The 12,444-nt window shown below is 54.3% G+C and carries 13 protein-coding genes; 8 read left to right on the forward strand and 5 right to left on the reverse strand.

All coding sequences use genetic code 11. From position 1 onward, the window contains the following. Positions 1-240 precede the first annotated feature (240 nt). A complete protein-coding gene (locus tag DW56_RS18390; protein WP_024553457.1) occupies positions 241-465 on the reverse strand; it encodes a hypothetical protein in 225 nt (74 codons plus the stop codon). Positions 466-731: 266 nt separating this feature from the next. After that, the gene (locus DW56_RS18395) at positions 732-1,490 is read right to left on the reverse strand and encodes a DUF481 domain-containing protein (RefSeq protein WP_024553458.1); all 759 of its coding nucleotides are present in this window, start codon (positions 1,488-1,490) and stop codon (positions 732-734) included. A gap of 292 nt (positions 1,491-1,782) precedes the next feature. On the opposite strand from DW56_RS18395, the gene pfkB reads away from it, so the two are divergent. The 3 genes from pfkB to DW56_RS18410 all read left to right on the forward strand — a co-directional run bounded on the left by pfkB (position 1,783) and on the right by DW56_RS18410 (position 4,023). After that, on the forward strand, positions 1,783-2,712 hold the full coding sequence (gene pfkB / locus DW56_RS18400) for a 6-phosphofructokinase II (protein WP_024553459.1): 930 nt from the start codon (positions 1,783-1,785) through the stop codon (positions 2,710-2,712). 60 nt (positions 2,713-2,772) lie between these two features. Next, complete coding sequence (gene ghoS, locus DW56_RS18405; RefSeq protein ID WP_024553460.1) at positions 2,773-3,060, forward strand: type V toxin-antitoxin system endoribonuclease antitoxin GhoS; 288 nt, start codon at positions 2,773-2,775, stop codon at positions 3,058-3,060. A 102-nt stretch (positions 3,061-3,162) separates the two neighbouring features. Beyond that, a complete protein-coding gene (locus DW56_RS18410; RefSeq protein WP_024553461.1) occupies positions 3,163-4,023 on the forward strand; it encodes a fructosamine kinase family protein in 861 nt (286 codons plus the stop codon). A 40-nt stretch (positions 4,024-4,063) separates the two neighbouring features. Here DW56_RS18410 and DW56_RS18415 read toward each other — a convergent pair whose 3' ends face one another. Beyond that, entirely contained in the window at positions 4,064-4,600 is a 537-nt protein-coding gene (locus DW56_RS18415) for a YniB family protein (protein WP_024553462.1), read from the reverse strand. A gap of 159 nt (positions 4,601-4,759) precedes the next feature. On the opposite strand from DW56_RS18415, the gene hxpB reads away from it, so the two are divergent. The 4 genes from hxpB (at position 4,760) to DW56_RS18435 (ending at position 8,559) form a co-directional block, all read left to right on the forward strand. Further along, positions 4,760-5,428 (forward strand): hexitol phosphatase HxpB, encoded by a 669-nt coding sequence (hxpB, locus tag DW56_RS18420; protein ID WP_024562156.1) that lies wholly within the window; start codon positions 4,760-4,762, stop codon positions 5,426-5,428. A 149-nt stretch (positions 5,429-5,577) separates the two neighbouring features. Beyond that, positions 5,578-6,339, forward strand: coding sequence for a 2-dehydro-3-deoxy-D-gluconate 5-dehydrogenase KduD (gene kduD / locus DW56_RS18425; protein WP_024562155.1), 762 nt, complete (start codon positions 5,578-5,580; stop codon positions 6,337-6,339). 102 nt (positions 6,340-6,441) lie between these two features. Next, complete coding sequence (locus DW56_RS18430; protein WP_024555307.1) at positions 6,442-7,032, forward strand: metal-dependent hydrolase; 591 nt, start codon at positions 6,442-6,444, stop codon at positions 7,030-7,032. Positions 7,033-7,167: 135 nt separating this feature from the next. Then, positions 7,168-8,559, forward strand: a complete 1,392-nt coding sequence (locus DW56_RS18435; RefSeq protein WP_024562154.1) for an L-cystine transporter — start codon at positions 7,168-7,170, stop codon at positions 8,557-8,559. Positions 8,560-8,614: 55 nt separating this feature from the next. Here the strand turns inward: DW56_RS18435 and cedA are convergent, their stop codons facing one another. Beyond that, positions 8,615-8,848, reverse strand: coding sequence for a cell division activator CedA (gene cedA / locus DW56_RS18440; protein ID WP_024555348.1), 234 nt, complete (start codon positions 8,846-8,848; stop codon positions 8,615-8,617). 228 nt (positions 8,849-9,076) lie between these two features. On the opposite strand from cedA, the gene katE reads away from it, so the two are divergent. Beyond that, entirely contained in the window at positions 9,077-11,335 is a 2,259-nt protein-coding gene (gene katE / locus DW56_RS18445) for a catalase HPII (RefSeq protein ID WP_024562153.1), read from the forward strand. A 75-nt stretch (positions 11,336-11,410) separates the two neighbouring features. Here katE and DW56_RS18450 read toward each other — a convergent pair whose 3' ends face one another. Next, on the reverse strand, positions 11,411-12,439 hold the full coding sequence (locus DW56_RS18450) for a fimbrial protein (RefSeq protein ID WP_174516608.1): 1,029 nt from the start codon (positions 12,437-12,439) through the stop codon (positions 11,411-11,413). Between the last annotated feature and the right edge of the window lie 5 nt (positions 12,440-12,444).

The following is a 12,444-nucleotide window of genomic DNA, read 5'->3' on the forward strand; positions in this document are numbered from 1 at the left end:
TACGGTTTCGCTTTAAGGTAAATTTTTTCTGAGTACAGCACGCCCTGAGCGATGAATAAAATCCAGAAAAACGAGTGAGCGAAATAAGAAAAAATTAAGCGGAAGGTTTCAGGAAAAAATAGCGAGGAATAAAAGGTAGTGGAGAAAAAAATAAAAACCGGAGATTGCTAACCGGTTTTTATTTTAACGACATAGCGTGCGCGCTATATATAAGGCATATAACCCCATGGGTTCGGGTTATTATGACCATTCACCCGCCACTAATGTATGAACATTAAACGCATCATTCATAGACTGGCCGGTAGAAGCTGCGCCTGGCTGAATAGACGAACCCGCTTCCACATCTTTAACATTCCAGGTGCTGGAAGGGGCGGTACGGGTATCGGTTGCAGTTTCGGCAGCGAAAGCGCCGAAGGAGAGCGCAGACAGCACAATGGCTGCGGCTGTGGTTTTCATCATATTCATCATCTTCTTCTCTTATTTTTCTGAATCCGGTTAAACCCTGCGGCAATAAAACCGCCGTACCGATATTGTAGATCCAGATCACACTTTTGCCCAATCAAATTATTTGTCATTTCGTTTCAAATTAATTGAATGTTTAACTCAGTGGCTAATTATGGAGGAAGTGTGAAGAAATGATTTTTTATATTATTTAAACCTACAAACCATTTTCAAAATTATGCATTGCGAAAGAGCTTAAAAAATCAGGCCGGAAAAACCGGCCTGACGTTTTACATCTTATAACCCAGCGTGACCGAGGTGCGCGTATCGGTATGCTCGGGTGCTGAGGATGGCGGCTCAGAGTTCCATGTAACGTTATAAGCCACCTTCAGGCCAAAGTGTGCGTTGATAGCGACATCCAGCGCCGTTTCGGAGTTAACGGTAGTATCGTCCGCGCCGAAGACAGAAACGCCCTGCGTGAATTTAGCGTTGTCGGTCAGTTGCCAGGCGTAGGTGCCGGAAGCATAGCCCAGCCCCTGAGTTTTAGTTTCGCCATTGGTGTACTCGTCATAGCGAACGCCCGGACCAAATTCAAAGCGCAGGCTGTGCACCGGACCGTTAAGAAGCTGACGACCATAACCGAGCGTGGCGACATCACGCTCGCGATAGCCGTTGTAGCGGTCGGTCAACCAGCTTGCCTGGCCGAACAGGTAGTCCATATCGGTTACGTTGTAGCGGCTACGACCGCCCACTGCGTATTTCTCTGACGAACGTTCATCGTTAGATGACGTATTGCTGGCGTTACCCCACAGCGACCATGCAGTGGTCTGACCGTACCAGGTCAACGTGGAGTCGGCGGTTAAAGAGGAGCTTTTCGTGTTGCCTGACTGGGCCAGATAGCCGGCGTTCAGGTTGCCTTCGAAAGGTTTTTTTGCGGTGGAAGGATCGTCCATGACAGTAAAAACGGTGTTGTCGGCGATTGCGAATTGGCTCACAAGAGCGCCTCCCGCAAGCAGCATAACTGCGGGTACTGTCTTCAAAAGCTTCATTTATTTTTAGGTCCGTACAACAAAAAAGAGACCGATAAGGTCCCGGAATGTTCACCTGTAATCAACGACATAAGGCACGCTGAAACGTTACAAATTATAAAAAGCCCCGAATAACATAGCAATAAAATCTTATAGCTATTTTTGAATAAGAGCGTTCTTAAAACTGCTTTTAATTCATATATATAGAATTAATGTTGATTCTTGCTTTATTTGATAAATCAGCGTGTTAATTCACACCGATGCCCGGCCGGGAGTGCTACGCTTATCGCAGCCCATTTTAAAAGGAGGTCACATGGTACGTATTTATACGCTGACGCTGGCGCCTTCGCTCGACAGCGCCACGCTTACGGCGCAAATTTACCCGGAAGGCAAACTGCGTTGCACCGCCCCCGTCTTTGAGCCTGGCGGCGGCGGAATTAACGTTGCCCGCGCTATTTCGCATCTGGGCGGAAAAGCCACGGCTATTTTTCCGGCAGGCGGCGCCACGGGCGAGCACCTCATCGCCCTTTTACAGGATGAGCAAGTCACCGTTCAAACGATAACGGCTAAAGACTGGACGCGGCAAAACTTGCATGTGCATGTGGAAGCCAGCGGCGAACAGTATCGCTTCGTGATGCCCGGCGCGGCATTAAGCGATGAAGAGTTTCGCCAGCTCGAAGAGAAAATCATGGCGATTGAAGCCGACGCTATTCTGGTAATAAGCGGCAGCCTGCCGCCGGGCGTGAATGTAGCCAAACTTTGCGACCTGATAAAAGCGGCGCAACGTCAGGGCATCCGCTGCATCCTCGACAGTTCTGGCGAGGCGCTCGCCGCCGCGCTGGAACTGGGTAATATTGAACTGGTGAAACCCAATCAGAAAGAACTCGGCGCGCTGGTCAACCGCGATTTGACGCAGCCGGACGATGTGCGCCAGGCAGCGACGGAACTGGTAAAAAGCGGCAAAGCGCGGCGTGTCGTCGTCTCGCTGGGTCCGCAAGGCGCATTAGCGGTTGATGAGCATGAATGCGTGCAAGTCGTGCCCCCGCCGGTAAAGAGCCAGAGCACAGTAGGCGCAGGCGACAGCATGGTCGGCGCGATGACGCTCAAGCTTGCTGAAGGCGCTCCGCTGCTGGATATGGTGCGTTATGGCGTGGCCGCGGGCAGCGCCGCCACGCTGCACCAGGGCACGCAGCTTTGCTCACGTGAGAACACCGACAAAATTTATCACTACCTGAAAGGCTAATTCTGCCTTTTCCCGTCCCGCCAGGCGCCTGCCTGGCGGCTTGCCACAGTGAGGTAAATAATGAGCAACGGAGAGATCACCCGCTTTATCGTTACCCTGAAATACCAGGAGCGCAGCCTTGCAGACATTAACGAGCTCACCAATGAGCTTACGCGGGGCGGCTTTTTACTCACCATAAGCGATGACGAAGGCAAAATTCACGAGCTTGGCCCCAACACGTTCGGTATGGTCAGCGCGCTGAGCAAAGAAGAAGTCGCGGAAATGGCGCGCGGTCTTGGCGAAGTGGCGCTCGATCAAAAACCTGAAGTGGAAGTCACCACCTGGGAGGCGTGGCAAAAAGCGATATAACATCCGCAGCGCAAGGTTAAAGGGTGTGCGTTAAGTCTGCTTTCTGAACCGCCCTTTTGCGCTAACCTGATGATGTGATTGATAACCCGGGAGATAAGCGTCATGTGGCAAGCGATAACGCGATTGTTGAATGAGCAACTGGGTGAAGGTGAAATAACCCATCGGCAAGAGCTGCCCGGAGGTGAAATCCACGCCGCCTGGAAGGTCTCTTTCGCCGGTCACGCCATCTTCGTTAAGTGTGATGACAGGGCGCTGCTGCCCGTATTTACCGCCGAGGCGGACCAGCTTGAACTGCTGGCTCGCAGTAAGACGGTAACGGTGCCGCACGTTTTCGGCTCAGGCAGCGACAGAGATTACAGTTTCCTGCTGCTGGAATACCTTGAGCCTCGCCCCCTCGACGCCCACCACGCTTTTCTTCTGGGGCAACAATTAGCGCATCTCCATCAGTGGAGCGAGCAGCCGCAATTCGGACTCGATTTTGACAATGACCTCTCCACCACGCCTCAGCCCAACGCCTGGCAGCGTCGCTGGGCCACATTTTTTGCTGAGCAACGCATAGGCTGGCAGCTGGAACTGGCGGCGGAAAAAGGCCTGGAGTTCGGTGATATCGATTTGATTGTCGACGCCGTGTATCAGCAACTGTCGGGCCACCAGCCTCAGCCCTCTTTACTGCATGGCGATCTGTGGTCCGGCAACTGCGCGCTTGGCCCGCATGGGCCTTATCTTTACGACCCGGCTTGTTACTGGGGCGACAGAGAGTGCGACCTGGCGATGTTGCCGCTGCATCCTGAACAACCCGCGCAGCTTTATGACGGTTATCAGTCGGTATCGCCTCTGCCCGCCGACTTTTTAACGCGCCAGCCGCTTTATCAACTTTATACCCTGCTCAACCGGGCGATACTTTTTGGCGGGCAACATCTGGTCACGGCGCAAAAGGCGCTGGAGCGGATTCTGGCAGCCTGAAGCGAAGACACAGCCACTCCGCAAAGGAGTGGCTCAAGCCTCAGATAAAACCAAGCAGTGAAAAGAAAAGGTATCCGAGCACGATGACAATCACCGGCAGGATATAGAGCGGGAAAATTTGCAGGAATATGGTGTGTCGCGGCACCACGATTTTTGACTCGATCTGCTCGCGGCTCAGCCCGTCTGGCCCTTTAGCTCGCTCCAGAATCAGCTGATCCTGCACGCCCTCACGCAGAAAGCGCGCCTGACGGCTCATACGCGCGCCGCTTGCCTGCAATGCAAGACCGACAAAAATCAGCGCAAAGATAACCCAGAACAGAATATTGGCCTGATGCCGGAAGTCGGGCAGCGGCGAGTTATACCAGAACAGATTCAGAAAAGGCGTGTTAAAACGCATCATTTCAATCATTACGTGAACAAAATCCAGCATGACGGCGTTAATGCCCGGCTGCTTGTCACTGTGCTCATACATAAATTTCAGAACGGAAATAACCGTGGAAACTGTCGCCAGAATAAAGATAAGCCATCCGGCTATGCGTTTTACAACGGCAATGCGTCCAGCTTGTTGATACGTCATGCTTTCCCCTTGATTGTGACGCCACATTGTCGCCATAAGTCTACCTTCTCCCTGCGCTTTTCGCTGAACTTTCCAGGCGCAAAGACAAACCAGTAGCCATACTTCGGTTTTCAGGCTATTGATAACGCCGCTTATAAAATCTGAAAAGGAGTGCAACAGATGTCGACCTCGCGCCAGATCCTCGCCGCGATTTTTGATATGGATGGGTTGCTGATTGATTCCGAGCCGCTCTGGGACCAGGCGGAGCTGGAAGTGATGCAAACACTGGGGGTGGATATCTCCCGTCGCCATGAACTTCCCGACACCTTAGGGTTACGCATCGATCTGGTTGTAGACCTGTGGTTTGCCCGGCAACCCTGGAACGGGCCTTCCGTTGCGGAAGTGACGGAGCGCATTATTAATCGCGCCATTAACCTTGTGGAAGAGAAACGGCCGCTGCTTGCTGGCGTGCACCAGGCCGTCGCGCTTTGCAAAGCGCAGGGTCTGAAAGTGGGGCTCGCTTCCGCTTCACCGCTGCGTATGCTGGAACAGGTGCTGGGCATGTTTGAACTGCGCGAGCAGTTCGATGTTATCGCCTCGGCGGAACATCTTCCCTACAGTAAACCACACCCGCAGGTTTATCTGGACGCCGCGGCAAAGCTTGGCGTCGACCCGCTGACCTGCGTCACGCTTGAAGATTCTGTAAACGGCATGATAGCCACTAAAGCCGCCCGCATGCGTTCTATAGTCGTACCTGCGCCGGAAAATCGCGGTGACCCACGCTGGGCGCTGGCGAACGTGAAGCTCGATTCGCTTGAACAGCTCACCTGCGAACATCTTCGCGGTTAACAGCTAAAGGGCGGCTTGCTGCCCTTTTTTATTAAGTCCATCAAAATTTATAAAACGCCTTTTCAAATTCATTTGTATTTTGTCTCTCCCCTTCCTATGCTTCTCGCAGGCTCATCCCTACCCTTTTTTATCACGATACAGAGGTATCTATGATTCTTGACGCTTTTAAGCTTGCGGGGAAAGTTGCGCTGGTCACCGGCTGCGATACGGGTCTGGGACAAGGCATGACGCTGGGTCTGGCGCAAGCCGGGTGCGATATTGTCGGGGTGAACCGCAAAGTGCCGCACGAGACCGCCCAAAAAGTGCAGGCGCTGGGCCGACGCTTTCACGCCATCCAGGCGGATCTTGGGCTTCAGGATCAACTGGAAGCGATTGTGCAAGAGGCGGTGGAGAAAATGGGCCGGGTAGATATTCTGGTCAATAATGCCGGCACGATTCGCCGCGACGACGCGCTCAGTTTTAGCGAGCGGGACTGGGATGAGGTCATGAATCTGAACCTGAAATCACTCTTTTTTCTCTCCCAGGCAGTAGCGAAGCAGTTCATTCAACAAGGCGACGGCGGCAAAATTATTAACATTGCTTCTATGCTCTCTTTTCAGGGCGGCATCCGCGTGCCTTCTTACACCGCCTCGAAGAGCGGCGTACTGGGCTTGACTCGTCTGCTGGCGAATGAATGGGCGCAGCACAATATCAACGTTAACGGCATTGCGCCCGGTTATATGGCCACCAACAACACCCAGGCGCTGCGGGAAGATGCCGCCCGCAACCAGGAAATCCTCGATCGCATACCGGCCGGACGCTGGGGCAAGCCAGAGGATTTACAGGGCGCAGTGGTTTTTCTCGCCTCACCGGCAGCCGACTATGTTAATGGCTATACCCTGGCGGTGGACGGAGGCTGGCTGGCGCGCTGATTATCCGCGCGGTTTGTGACAAAGAGTTACACCGTCACCACTTCCGCCCACTGTATAAAAACCCTATACTGGATGAATTGACAGTTGCTTTTGGGTTTTATCATGACGGCGGAAGGCCACCTGCTATTTTCTATCGCTTGTGCGGTGTTCGCCAAAAACGCCGAGCTTACGCCTGTGCTGGTGCAGGGCGACTGGTGGCATATCGTTCCTTCCGCCATTCTGACGTGCCTGCTGCCCGACATCGACCACCCTAAGTCTTTCCTGGGACAGCGGCTAAAGTGGATTTCGAAACCTATCGCCCGCGCTTTCGGCCATCGGGGGTTCACCCATAGTTTGCTGGCCGTGTTCGGTCTGCTGACGATTTTCTATCTCCAGGTGCCGGAAAGCTGGATTGTGCCCGCCGATGCGCTACAGGGCATGGTATTAGGCTACCTGAGCCACATTCTTGCCGATATGCTCACGCCAGCTGGCGTGCCGCTGCTATGGCCCTGCCGCTGGCGCTTCCGTTTGCCTATCCTGGCGCCGCAAAAAGGCAATCAACTGGAGCGCGTTTTGTGCATGGCCCTGTTCGCCTGGGCTGTCTGGATGCCGCAGGGAATGCCCGAAAACAGTGCAATTCGCTGGTCGTCTCAGGCGATTAATTCCCTGCAAAATGGCTTTAATCGCTTTATTCATCACCAGACCGAACAATAAACCAACAAAATAATACCGCGCGGAATAACCTATTCTTTTTGGATATAAAGGAAGCCCGGCGCTTCTGATACCCTTTGCGGCATAAAGGCATGCCATTGTACGCGTGCCTGCTATAAGAACTCAGGAGAAACGGGGATGAACTTTCCACTAATCGCGAACGTTATCGTGTTCGTTATTCTGCTGCTGTTGCTGGCGCAAACGCGTCACAAGCAGTGGAGCCTCGCTAAAAAAGTGCTGCTTGGTTTAGTCATCGGCGTGGTCTTTGGCCTGGCGCTGCAACTGATCTACGGCGCCGACAGCGAAGTGCTTAAAAGCTCTATCCAGTGGTTCAACGTGGTTGGCAACGGCTATGTTCAACTGCTGCAAATGATTGTTATGCCGCTGGTGTTCGCTTCTATTCTGAGCGCCGTGGCGCGCCTGCATAACGCCTCCTCGCTTGGCAAAATCAGCGTGCTGACTATCGGCACCCTGCTCTTTACCACGCTGATTGCGGCGCTGGTAGGCGTTTTCGTGACGAATCTGTTCGGCCTTTCGGCAGAAGGCCTGGTGCAGGGCAGCGCGGAAACCGCCCGCCTTAACGCCATTCAGACCAACTATGTCGGCAAGGTTGCAGACCTGACGGTGCCGCAGCTGCTGCTGTCGTTCGTACCGAAAAATCCGTTTGCCGACCTGACTGGCGCCAGCCCCACGTCCATCATCAGCGTGGTGATTTTCGCCGCCTTCCTTGGCGTGGCTGCGCTTAAGCTGCTGAAAGACGATGCGCCGAAAGGCGAACGCGTGCTGGCGGCTATTGATACCCTGCAAAGCTGGGTGATGAAGCTGGTTCGCCTGGTGATGCAGCTTACGCCTTACGGCGTGCTGGCGCTGATGACGAAAGTCGTTGCAGGCTCCAACCTGCAAGACATCATCAAGCTGGGCAGCTTCGTGGTTGCCTCTTACCTGGGCCTTGGCATTATGTTCGTGGTTCACGGCATCCTGCTCGCGGTTAATGGCGTAAGCCCGCTGAAGTATTTCCGCAAAGTCTGGCCGGTACTGACTTTCGCCTTTACCAGCCGCTCCAGCGCAGCCTCCATTCCGCTGAACGTGGAAGCACAGACTCGCCGCCTGGGCGTGCCGGAATCTATCGCAAGCTTCGCCGCCTCCTTTGGCGCCACTATCGGCCAGAATGGCTGCGCAGGTCTCTACCCCACTATGCTGGCGGTAATGGTCGCGCCCACGGTAGGCATCAACCCGTTTGACCCGATGTGGATAGCCACGCTTGTCGGCATCGTCACGCTCAGTTCCGCAGGCGTAGCGGGCGTGGGCGGCGGCGCAACCTTCGCGGCGCTTATCGTGCTGCCGGCGATGGGCCTGCCGGTAACGCTGGTGGCGCTGCTTATTTCCGTGGAACCTCTGATTGATATGGGTCGCACCGCCCTGAACGTAAGCGGCTCAATGACCGCAGGCACGCTGACCAGCCAGTGGTTGAAGCAGACTGACAAAGCGATCCTGAACAGCGACGAAGAGGCCGAACTGGCTCACCGCTAAACGCTTTAAAAAGCAAAAGCCGCCCGAGGGCGGCTTTTTTTATGCCTGCGGCAGACTACACATCTTCTTCCTGCCGGATCTGCATGGCCCAGCGCTGGGCGGATTCAGGCACGCTGAAGGCAGGCGAGCGGCGAAAATGCTCGCCCACCAGAACAAACGCGACGTATTTGCCACGCAGCAGGTACACATCCTGAAAACCCTCCATGCGCACGGCATGATCCGGCGGCGCCGGCTCCACGCGGGGTACATAGTTGATGATGGGACGATTCTGTTGACGAAGTGGTTTCATAGGCGTCGGTTTTTTACTCTTAACGATTCCATAAACAGGAAAAAACAATGATAGCGGATTGTGGCCCCGCACGTCGCGCCTCACGTGCGTCGATGGCTTGCAGATGGCGTTTTTCGCGCCAGATTGCCGCCTGGCGCAAACGCTATATTCCCTTCTCTGTTCTATAGTTAGAGAGCTTTTGAACACGAAAAAACCGCCTTTCAGCAATGAAAACAGGAGAAGAGTTCAATGTCGCATGAAGAGAATAACCCCCGCCATCACGAATCGCCCGTGCATGACGCCAACGAGTCGCGTCCCGGCCTTGATTCTCTGGCCCCGGAAGATGGTTCACACCGCCCCGACCCTGTCCCCACGCCGCCCGGGGAACAGCCTACGGCGCCCGGCAGCCTGAAAGCGCCGGATACCGCTAACGAAAAACTTAAAGCGCTGGACACTTTCCGCAAGGGAAGCGAAAACTTCCCGCTGACCACCAACCAGGGCGTGCGCATCGCCGACGATCAAAACTCGCTGCGCGCCGGTACGCGCGGTCCGACGTTGCTTGAAGATTTCATCCTGCGGGAAAAAATCACCCACTTCGACCATGAGCGCATTCCGGAGCGTATCGTTCATGCCCGCGGTTCAGCCGCGCACGGCTATTTTCAGCCTTACAAGAGCCTGAGCCATATCACCAAAGCCGATTTCCTTGCCGACCCGGATAAAATCACGCCGGTTTTTGTGCGCTTTTCTACCGTGCAGGGCGGCGCAGGGTCTGCCGATACCGTGCGTGATATCCGCGGCTTCGCCACCAAGTTTTATACCCAGGAAGGCATTTTTGACCTGGTTGGCAACAACACGCCGGTTTTCTTTATTCAGGACGCCCACAAATTCCCGGATTTCGTGCACGCCGTGAAGCCGGAGCCGCACTGGGCTATTCCGCAAGGCCAGAGCGCTCACGATACCTTCTGGGACTATGTCTCGCTGCAACCGGAAACGTTACACAACGTTATCTGGGCGATGTCCGATCGCGGCATTCCGCGCAGTTACCGCACAATGGAAGGGTTCGGTATTCATACGTTCCGGATGATCAACGCTGAAGGCAAAGCGACTTTTGTCCGCTTTCACTGGAAGCCGGTGGCGGGCAAAGCGTCGCTGCTGTGGGATGAATCGCAGAAGCTCACCGGCCGCGACCCCGATTTTCATCGCCGCGATCTGTGGGAAGCCATCGAAGCGGGCGACTTCCCGGAATATGAACTGGGGCTACAGTTAATTCCCGAGGAAGATGAGTTCAAGTTTGATTTTGACCTGCTTGACGCCACGAAACTGATTCCGGAAGAGCTGGTGCCGGTGCAGCTGGTCGGCAAAATGGTGCTTAACCGCAACCCTGATAACTTCTTCGCTGAAAACGAACAGGCCGCTTTCCATCCGGGGCATATCGTACCGGGGCTGGATTTTACTAACGATCCGCTGCTTCAGGGCCGCCTTTTCTCTTATACCGATACGCAAATCAGCCGTCTCGGCGGGCCGAATTTCCATGAAATTCCGATAAATCGCCCTACCTGCCCGTATCACAATTTCCAGCGTGACGGCATGCACCGTATGGATATCGACACCAATCCGGCCAACTACGAGCCAAACTCTATCAACGATAACTGGCCGCGCGAAACGCCGCCGGGGCCGAAGCGCGGCGGGTTCGAAAGCTACCAGGAGCGTATCGAAGGGCATAAAGTTCGCGAACGCAGCCCGTCGTTTGGCGAATATTATTCGCATCCGCGCCTTTTCTGGCAGAGCCAGACCCCGGTCGAACAGCGCCATATCATTGACGCCTTTAGCTTCGAGTTAAGCAAAGTAGTGCGCACTTATATTCGCGAACGCGTGGTGGATCAGCTTTGTCATATCGACATTTCACTGGCCCAGCCGGTTGCGGAGAATCTGGGCATTACGCTTACTGATGAACAGATGCACATCGCTCCGCCTAAGGATGTCAACGGGCTGAAAAAAGACCCTTCCCTCAGCCTTTACGCCGTGCCGGGCGGGTCGGTAAAAGGCCGCGTTGTAGCCGTGCTGCTTAACGATAACGTTAACGGCGCCGAGTTGCTCTCCGTGCTGCAAAAACTGAAAGCCCACGGCGTGCATGCGAAGCTGCTTTATAAACGGATGGGTGAAGCGGTGGCGGATGACGGCTCGAAGATCCCCGTCGCGGGCACGTTTGCCGGTTCCCCTTCTTTGACCGTGGATGCGGTGATTGTGCCAGGGGGCGACGTCGCCTCTATCCTGAATAACGCCGATGCGGCTTATTATCTGATGGAGGCGTATAAGCATCTTAAGGTTATTGCGCTGCTCGGCGATGCCCGCCAGTTCAAACCTTTTATTAAGGTGCCTGATGCAGGAGAAGAAGGCGTACTGGAGGCCGATAACGCCCACGGAAACTTCACTGATGATTTCGTGAAGCTGCTGGCGGGTCATCGTATCTGGTCGCGGACGACCAAAAGCCTGACTATTCCGGCCTGAGGCGTTGACGTGAGTAAAAAGCCCTCTGCGGTAAACGAGAGGGCTTTTGTTTTGTCCCTGGCGCGTCGTTGCGGCTCACTTGATGTTAATGGTAATGGACGCCGATGCGTTGAACTGGCCCGTGGCCGGAACATTCCCTGTGAGATTAACGGGCGCGGTCAAAATGTCCGCCGCGCCCTGCTGATTGATATAGCTGCCGCTCTGTTGCAGCGTCATCGGTAATTCACCCGTATTGAGCGGAATAACGGTGCCTGCGCCATCCTTTATCACCACGCCCACATCCGGATTAGACGTTTGCAACGCCTCCGGCATGTCGTCGGCGGCGGGGCCGGAAAAGGTCATGCTCAGCTGAACGGCTTCATCAATATTGTTGCAGATATAGGCAATCGAGGTGCGCTTCTCCGTATAATTGCTCGGTTTTTCATGCTTTGTCTGAAACTGGCTGGTTAAGATGGTGCCAAAGTCGATGGAAATCACGCTGCCCGCGTTAATCTCACAGTTTTGCGGCACGGTGATGATGCCCTGAACATAGACTTCAGCCATCGGCTCCGTGGAGTATTGTCCCGGGCGCACGGTGCCATAAATCGCCGCGACAGGCATACTGGGAATCACCACCTGGCCCAGAAACGGCTTATTAATCCGAAAGGTCAGCGAACCTTCCCTGCCCGTTGAAAAGCTGGTTAAGTCGCAGCCGTTATTTTTTTTATTCCAGATGTCCACAAAGGGAACGGCGAAATTGCTTTCGTAATTAGCGATATGAATAAACGCGGCCATATCCATATTATCGTTGATATGAATAAAGCTCATATCGCCCGTCTGAATGCTGGGCACCAGGTATACAGCTTTATAATAGGCCCCGGCGTTTTGCTGCTTGTCGTTCACGTCGCAATCGCATTTCGCGGCATAAGAATCTGATGAACCAAAGTTAACGTTGAACGTTTTTCCCGCCGCGTTAAGGCTGCCGTCGTCCAGTTTTGACGTTGCGTCGACGTTGTAAATCTTCGGCCCCCCCTCCGTGTTGCAATACCCTGTCGCCGCCCGGGCGCAAGAAAAAGAAACCATCACAGCGCCAGACAACAGGGACACGATTAAACGAATACGCATACTCT

Source organism: Franconibacter helveticus LMG 23732 (assembly GCF_000463115.2).
In the GTDB taxonomy this organism is placed as follows: Bacteria; Pseudomonadota; Gammaproteobacteria; order Enterobacterales; family Enterobacteriaceae; genus Franconibacter; species Franconibacter helveticus.

What these genes read in the sequence shown, in the direction of transcription:
- DW56_RS18390 (WP_024553457.1), bottom strand. Translation starts at nt 465, where the DNA reads ATGAATATGATGAAAACCACAGCCGCAGCCATTGTGCTGTCTGCGCTC.
- DW56_RS18395 (WP_024553458.1), bottom strand. Translation starts at nt 1,490, where the DNA reads ATGAAGCTTTTGAAGACAGTACCCGCAGTTATGCTGCTTGCGGGAGGC.
- pfkB (WP_024553459.1), top strand. Translation starts at nt 1,783, where the DNA reads ATGGTACGTATTTATACGCTGACGCTGGCGCCTTCGCTCGACAGCGCC.
- ghoS (WP_024553460.1), top strand. Translation starts at nt 2,773, where the DNA reads ATGAGCAACGGAGAGATCACCCGCTTTATCGTTACCCTGAAATACCAG.
- DW56_RS18410 (WP_024553461.1), top strand. Translation starts at nt 3,163, where the DNA reads ATGTGGCAAGCGATAACGCGATTGTTGAATGAGCAACTGGGTGAAGGT.
- DW56_RS18415 (WP_024553462.1), bottom strand. Translation starts at nt 4,600, where the DNA reads ATGACGTATCAACAAGCTGGACGCATTGCCGTTGTAAAACGCATAGCC.
- hxpB (WP_024562156.1), top strand. Translation starts at nt 4,760, where the DNA reads ATGTCGACCTCGCGCCAGATCCTCGCCGCGATTTTTGATATGGATGGG.
- kduD (WP_024562155.1), top strand. Translation starts at nt 5,578, where the DNA reads ATGATTCTTGACGCTTTTAAGCTTGCGGGGAAAGTTGCGCTGGTCACC.
- DW56_RS18430 (WP_024555307.1), top strand. Translation starts at nt 6,442, where the DNA reads ATGACGGCGGAAGGCCACCTGCTATTTTCTATCGCTTGTGCGGTGTTC.
- DW56_RS18435 (WP_024562154.1), top strand. Translation starts at nt 7,168, where the DNA reads ATGAACTTTCCACTAATCGCGAACGTTATCGTGTTCGTTATTCTGCTG.
- cedA (WP_024555348.1), bottom strand. Translation starts at nt 8,848, where the DNA reads ATGAAACCACTTCGTCAACAGAATCGTCCCATCATCAACTATGTACCC.
- katE (WP_024562153.1), top strand. Translation starts at nt 9,077, where the DNA reads ATGTCGCATGAAGAGAATAACCCCCGCCATCACGAATCGCCCGTGCAT.
- DW56_RS18450 (WP_174516608.1), bottom strand. Translation starts at nt 12,439, where the DNA reads ATGCGTATTCGTTTAATCGTGTCCCTGTTGTCTGGCGCTGTGATGGTT.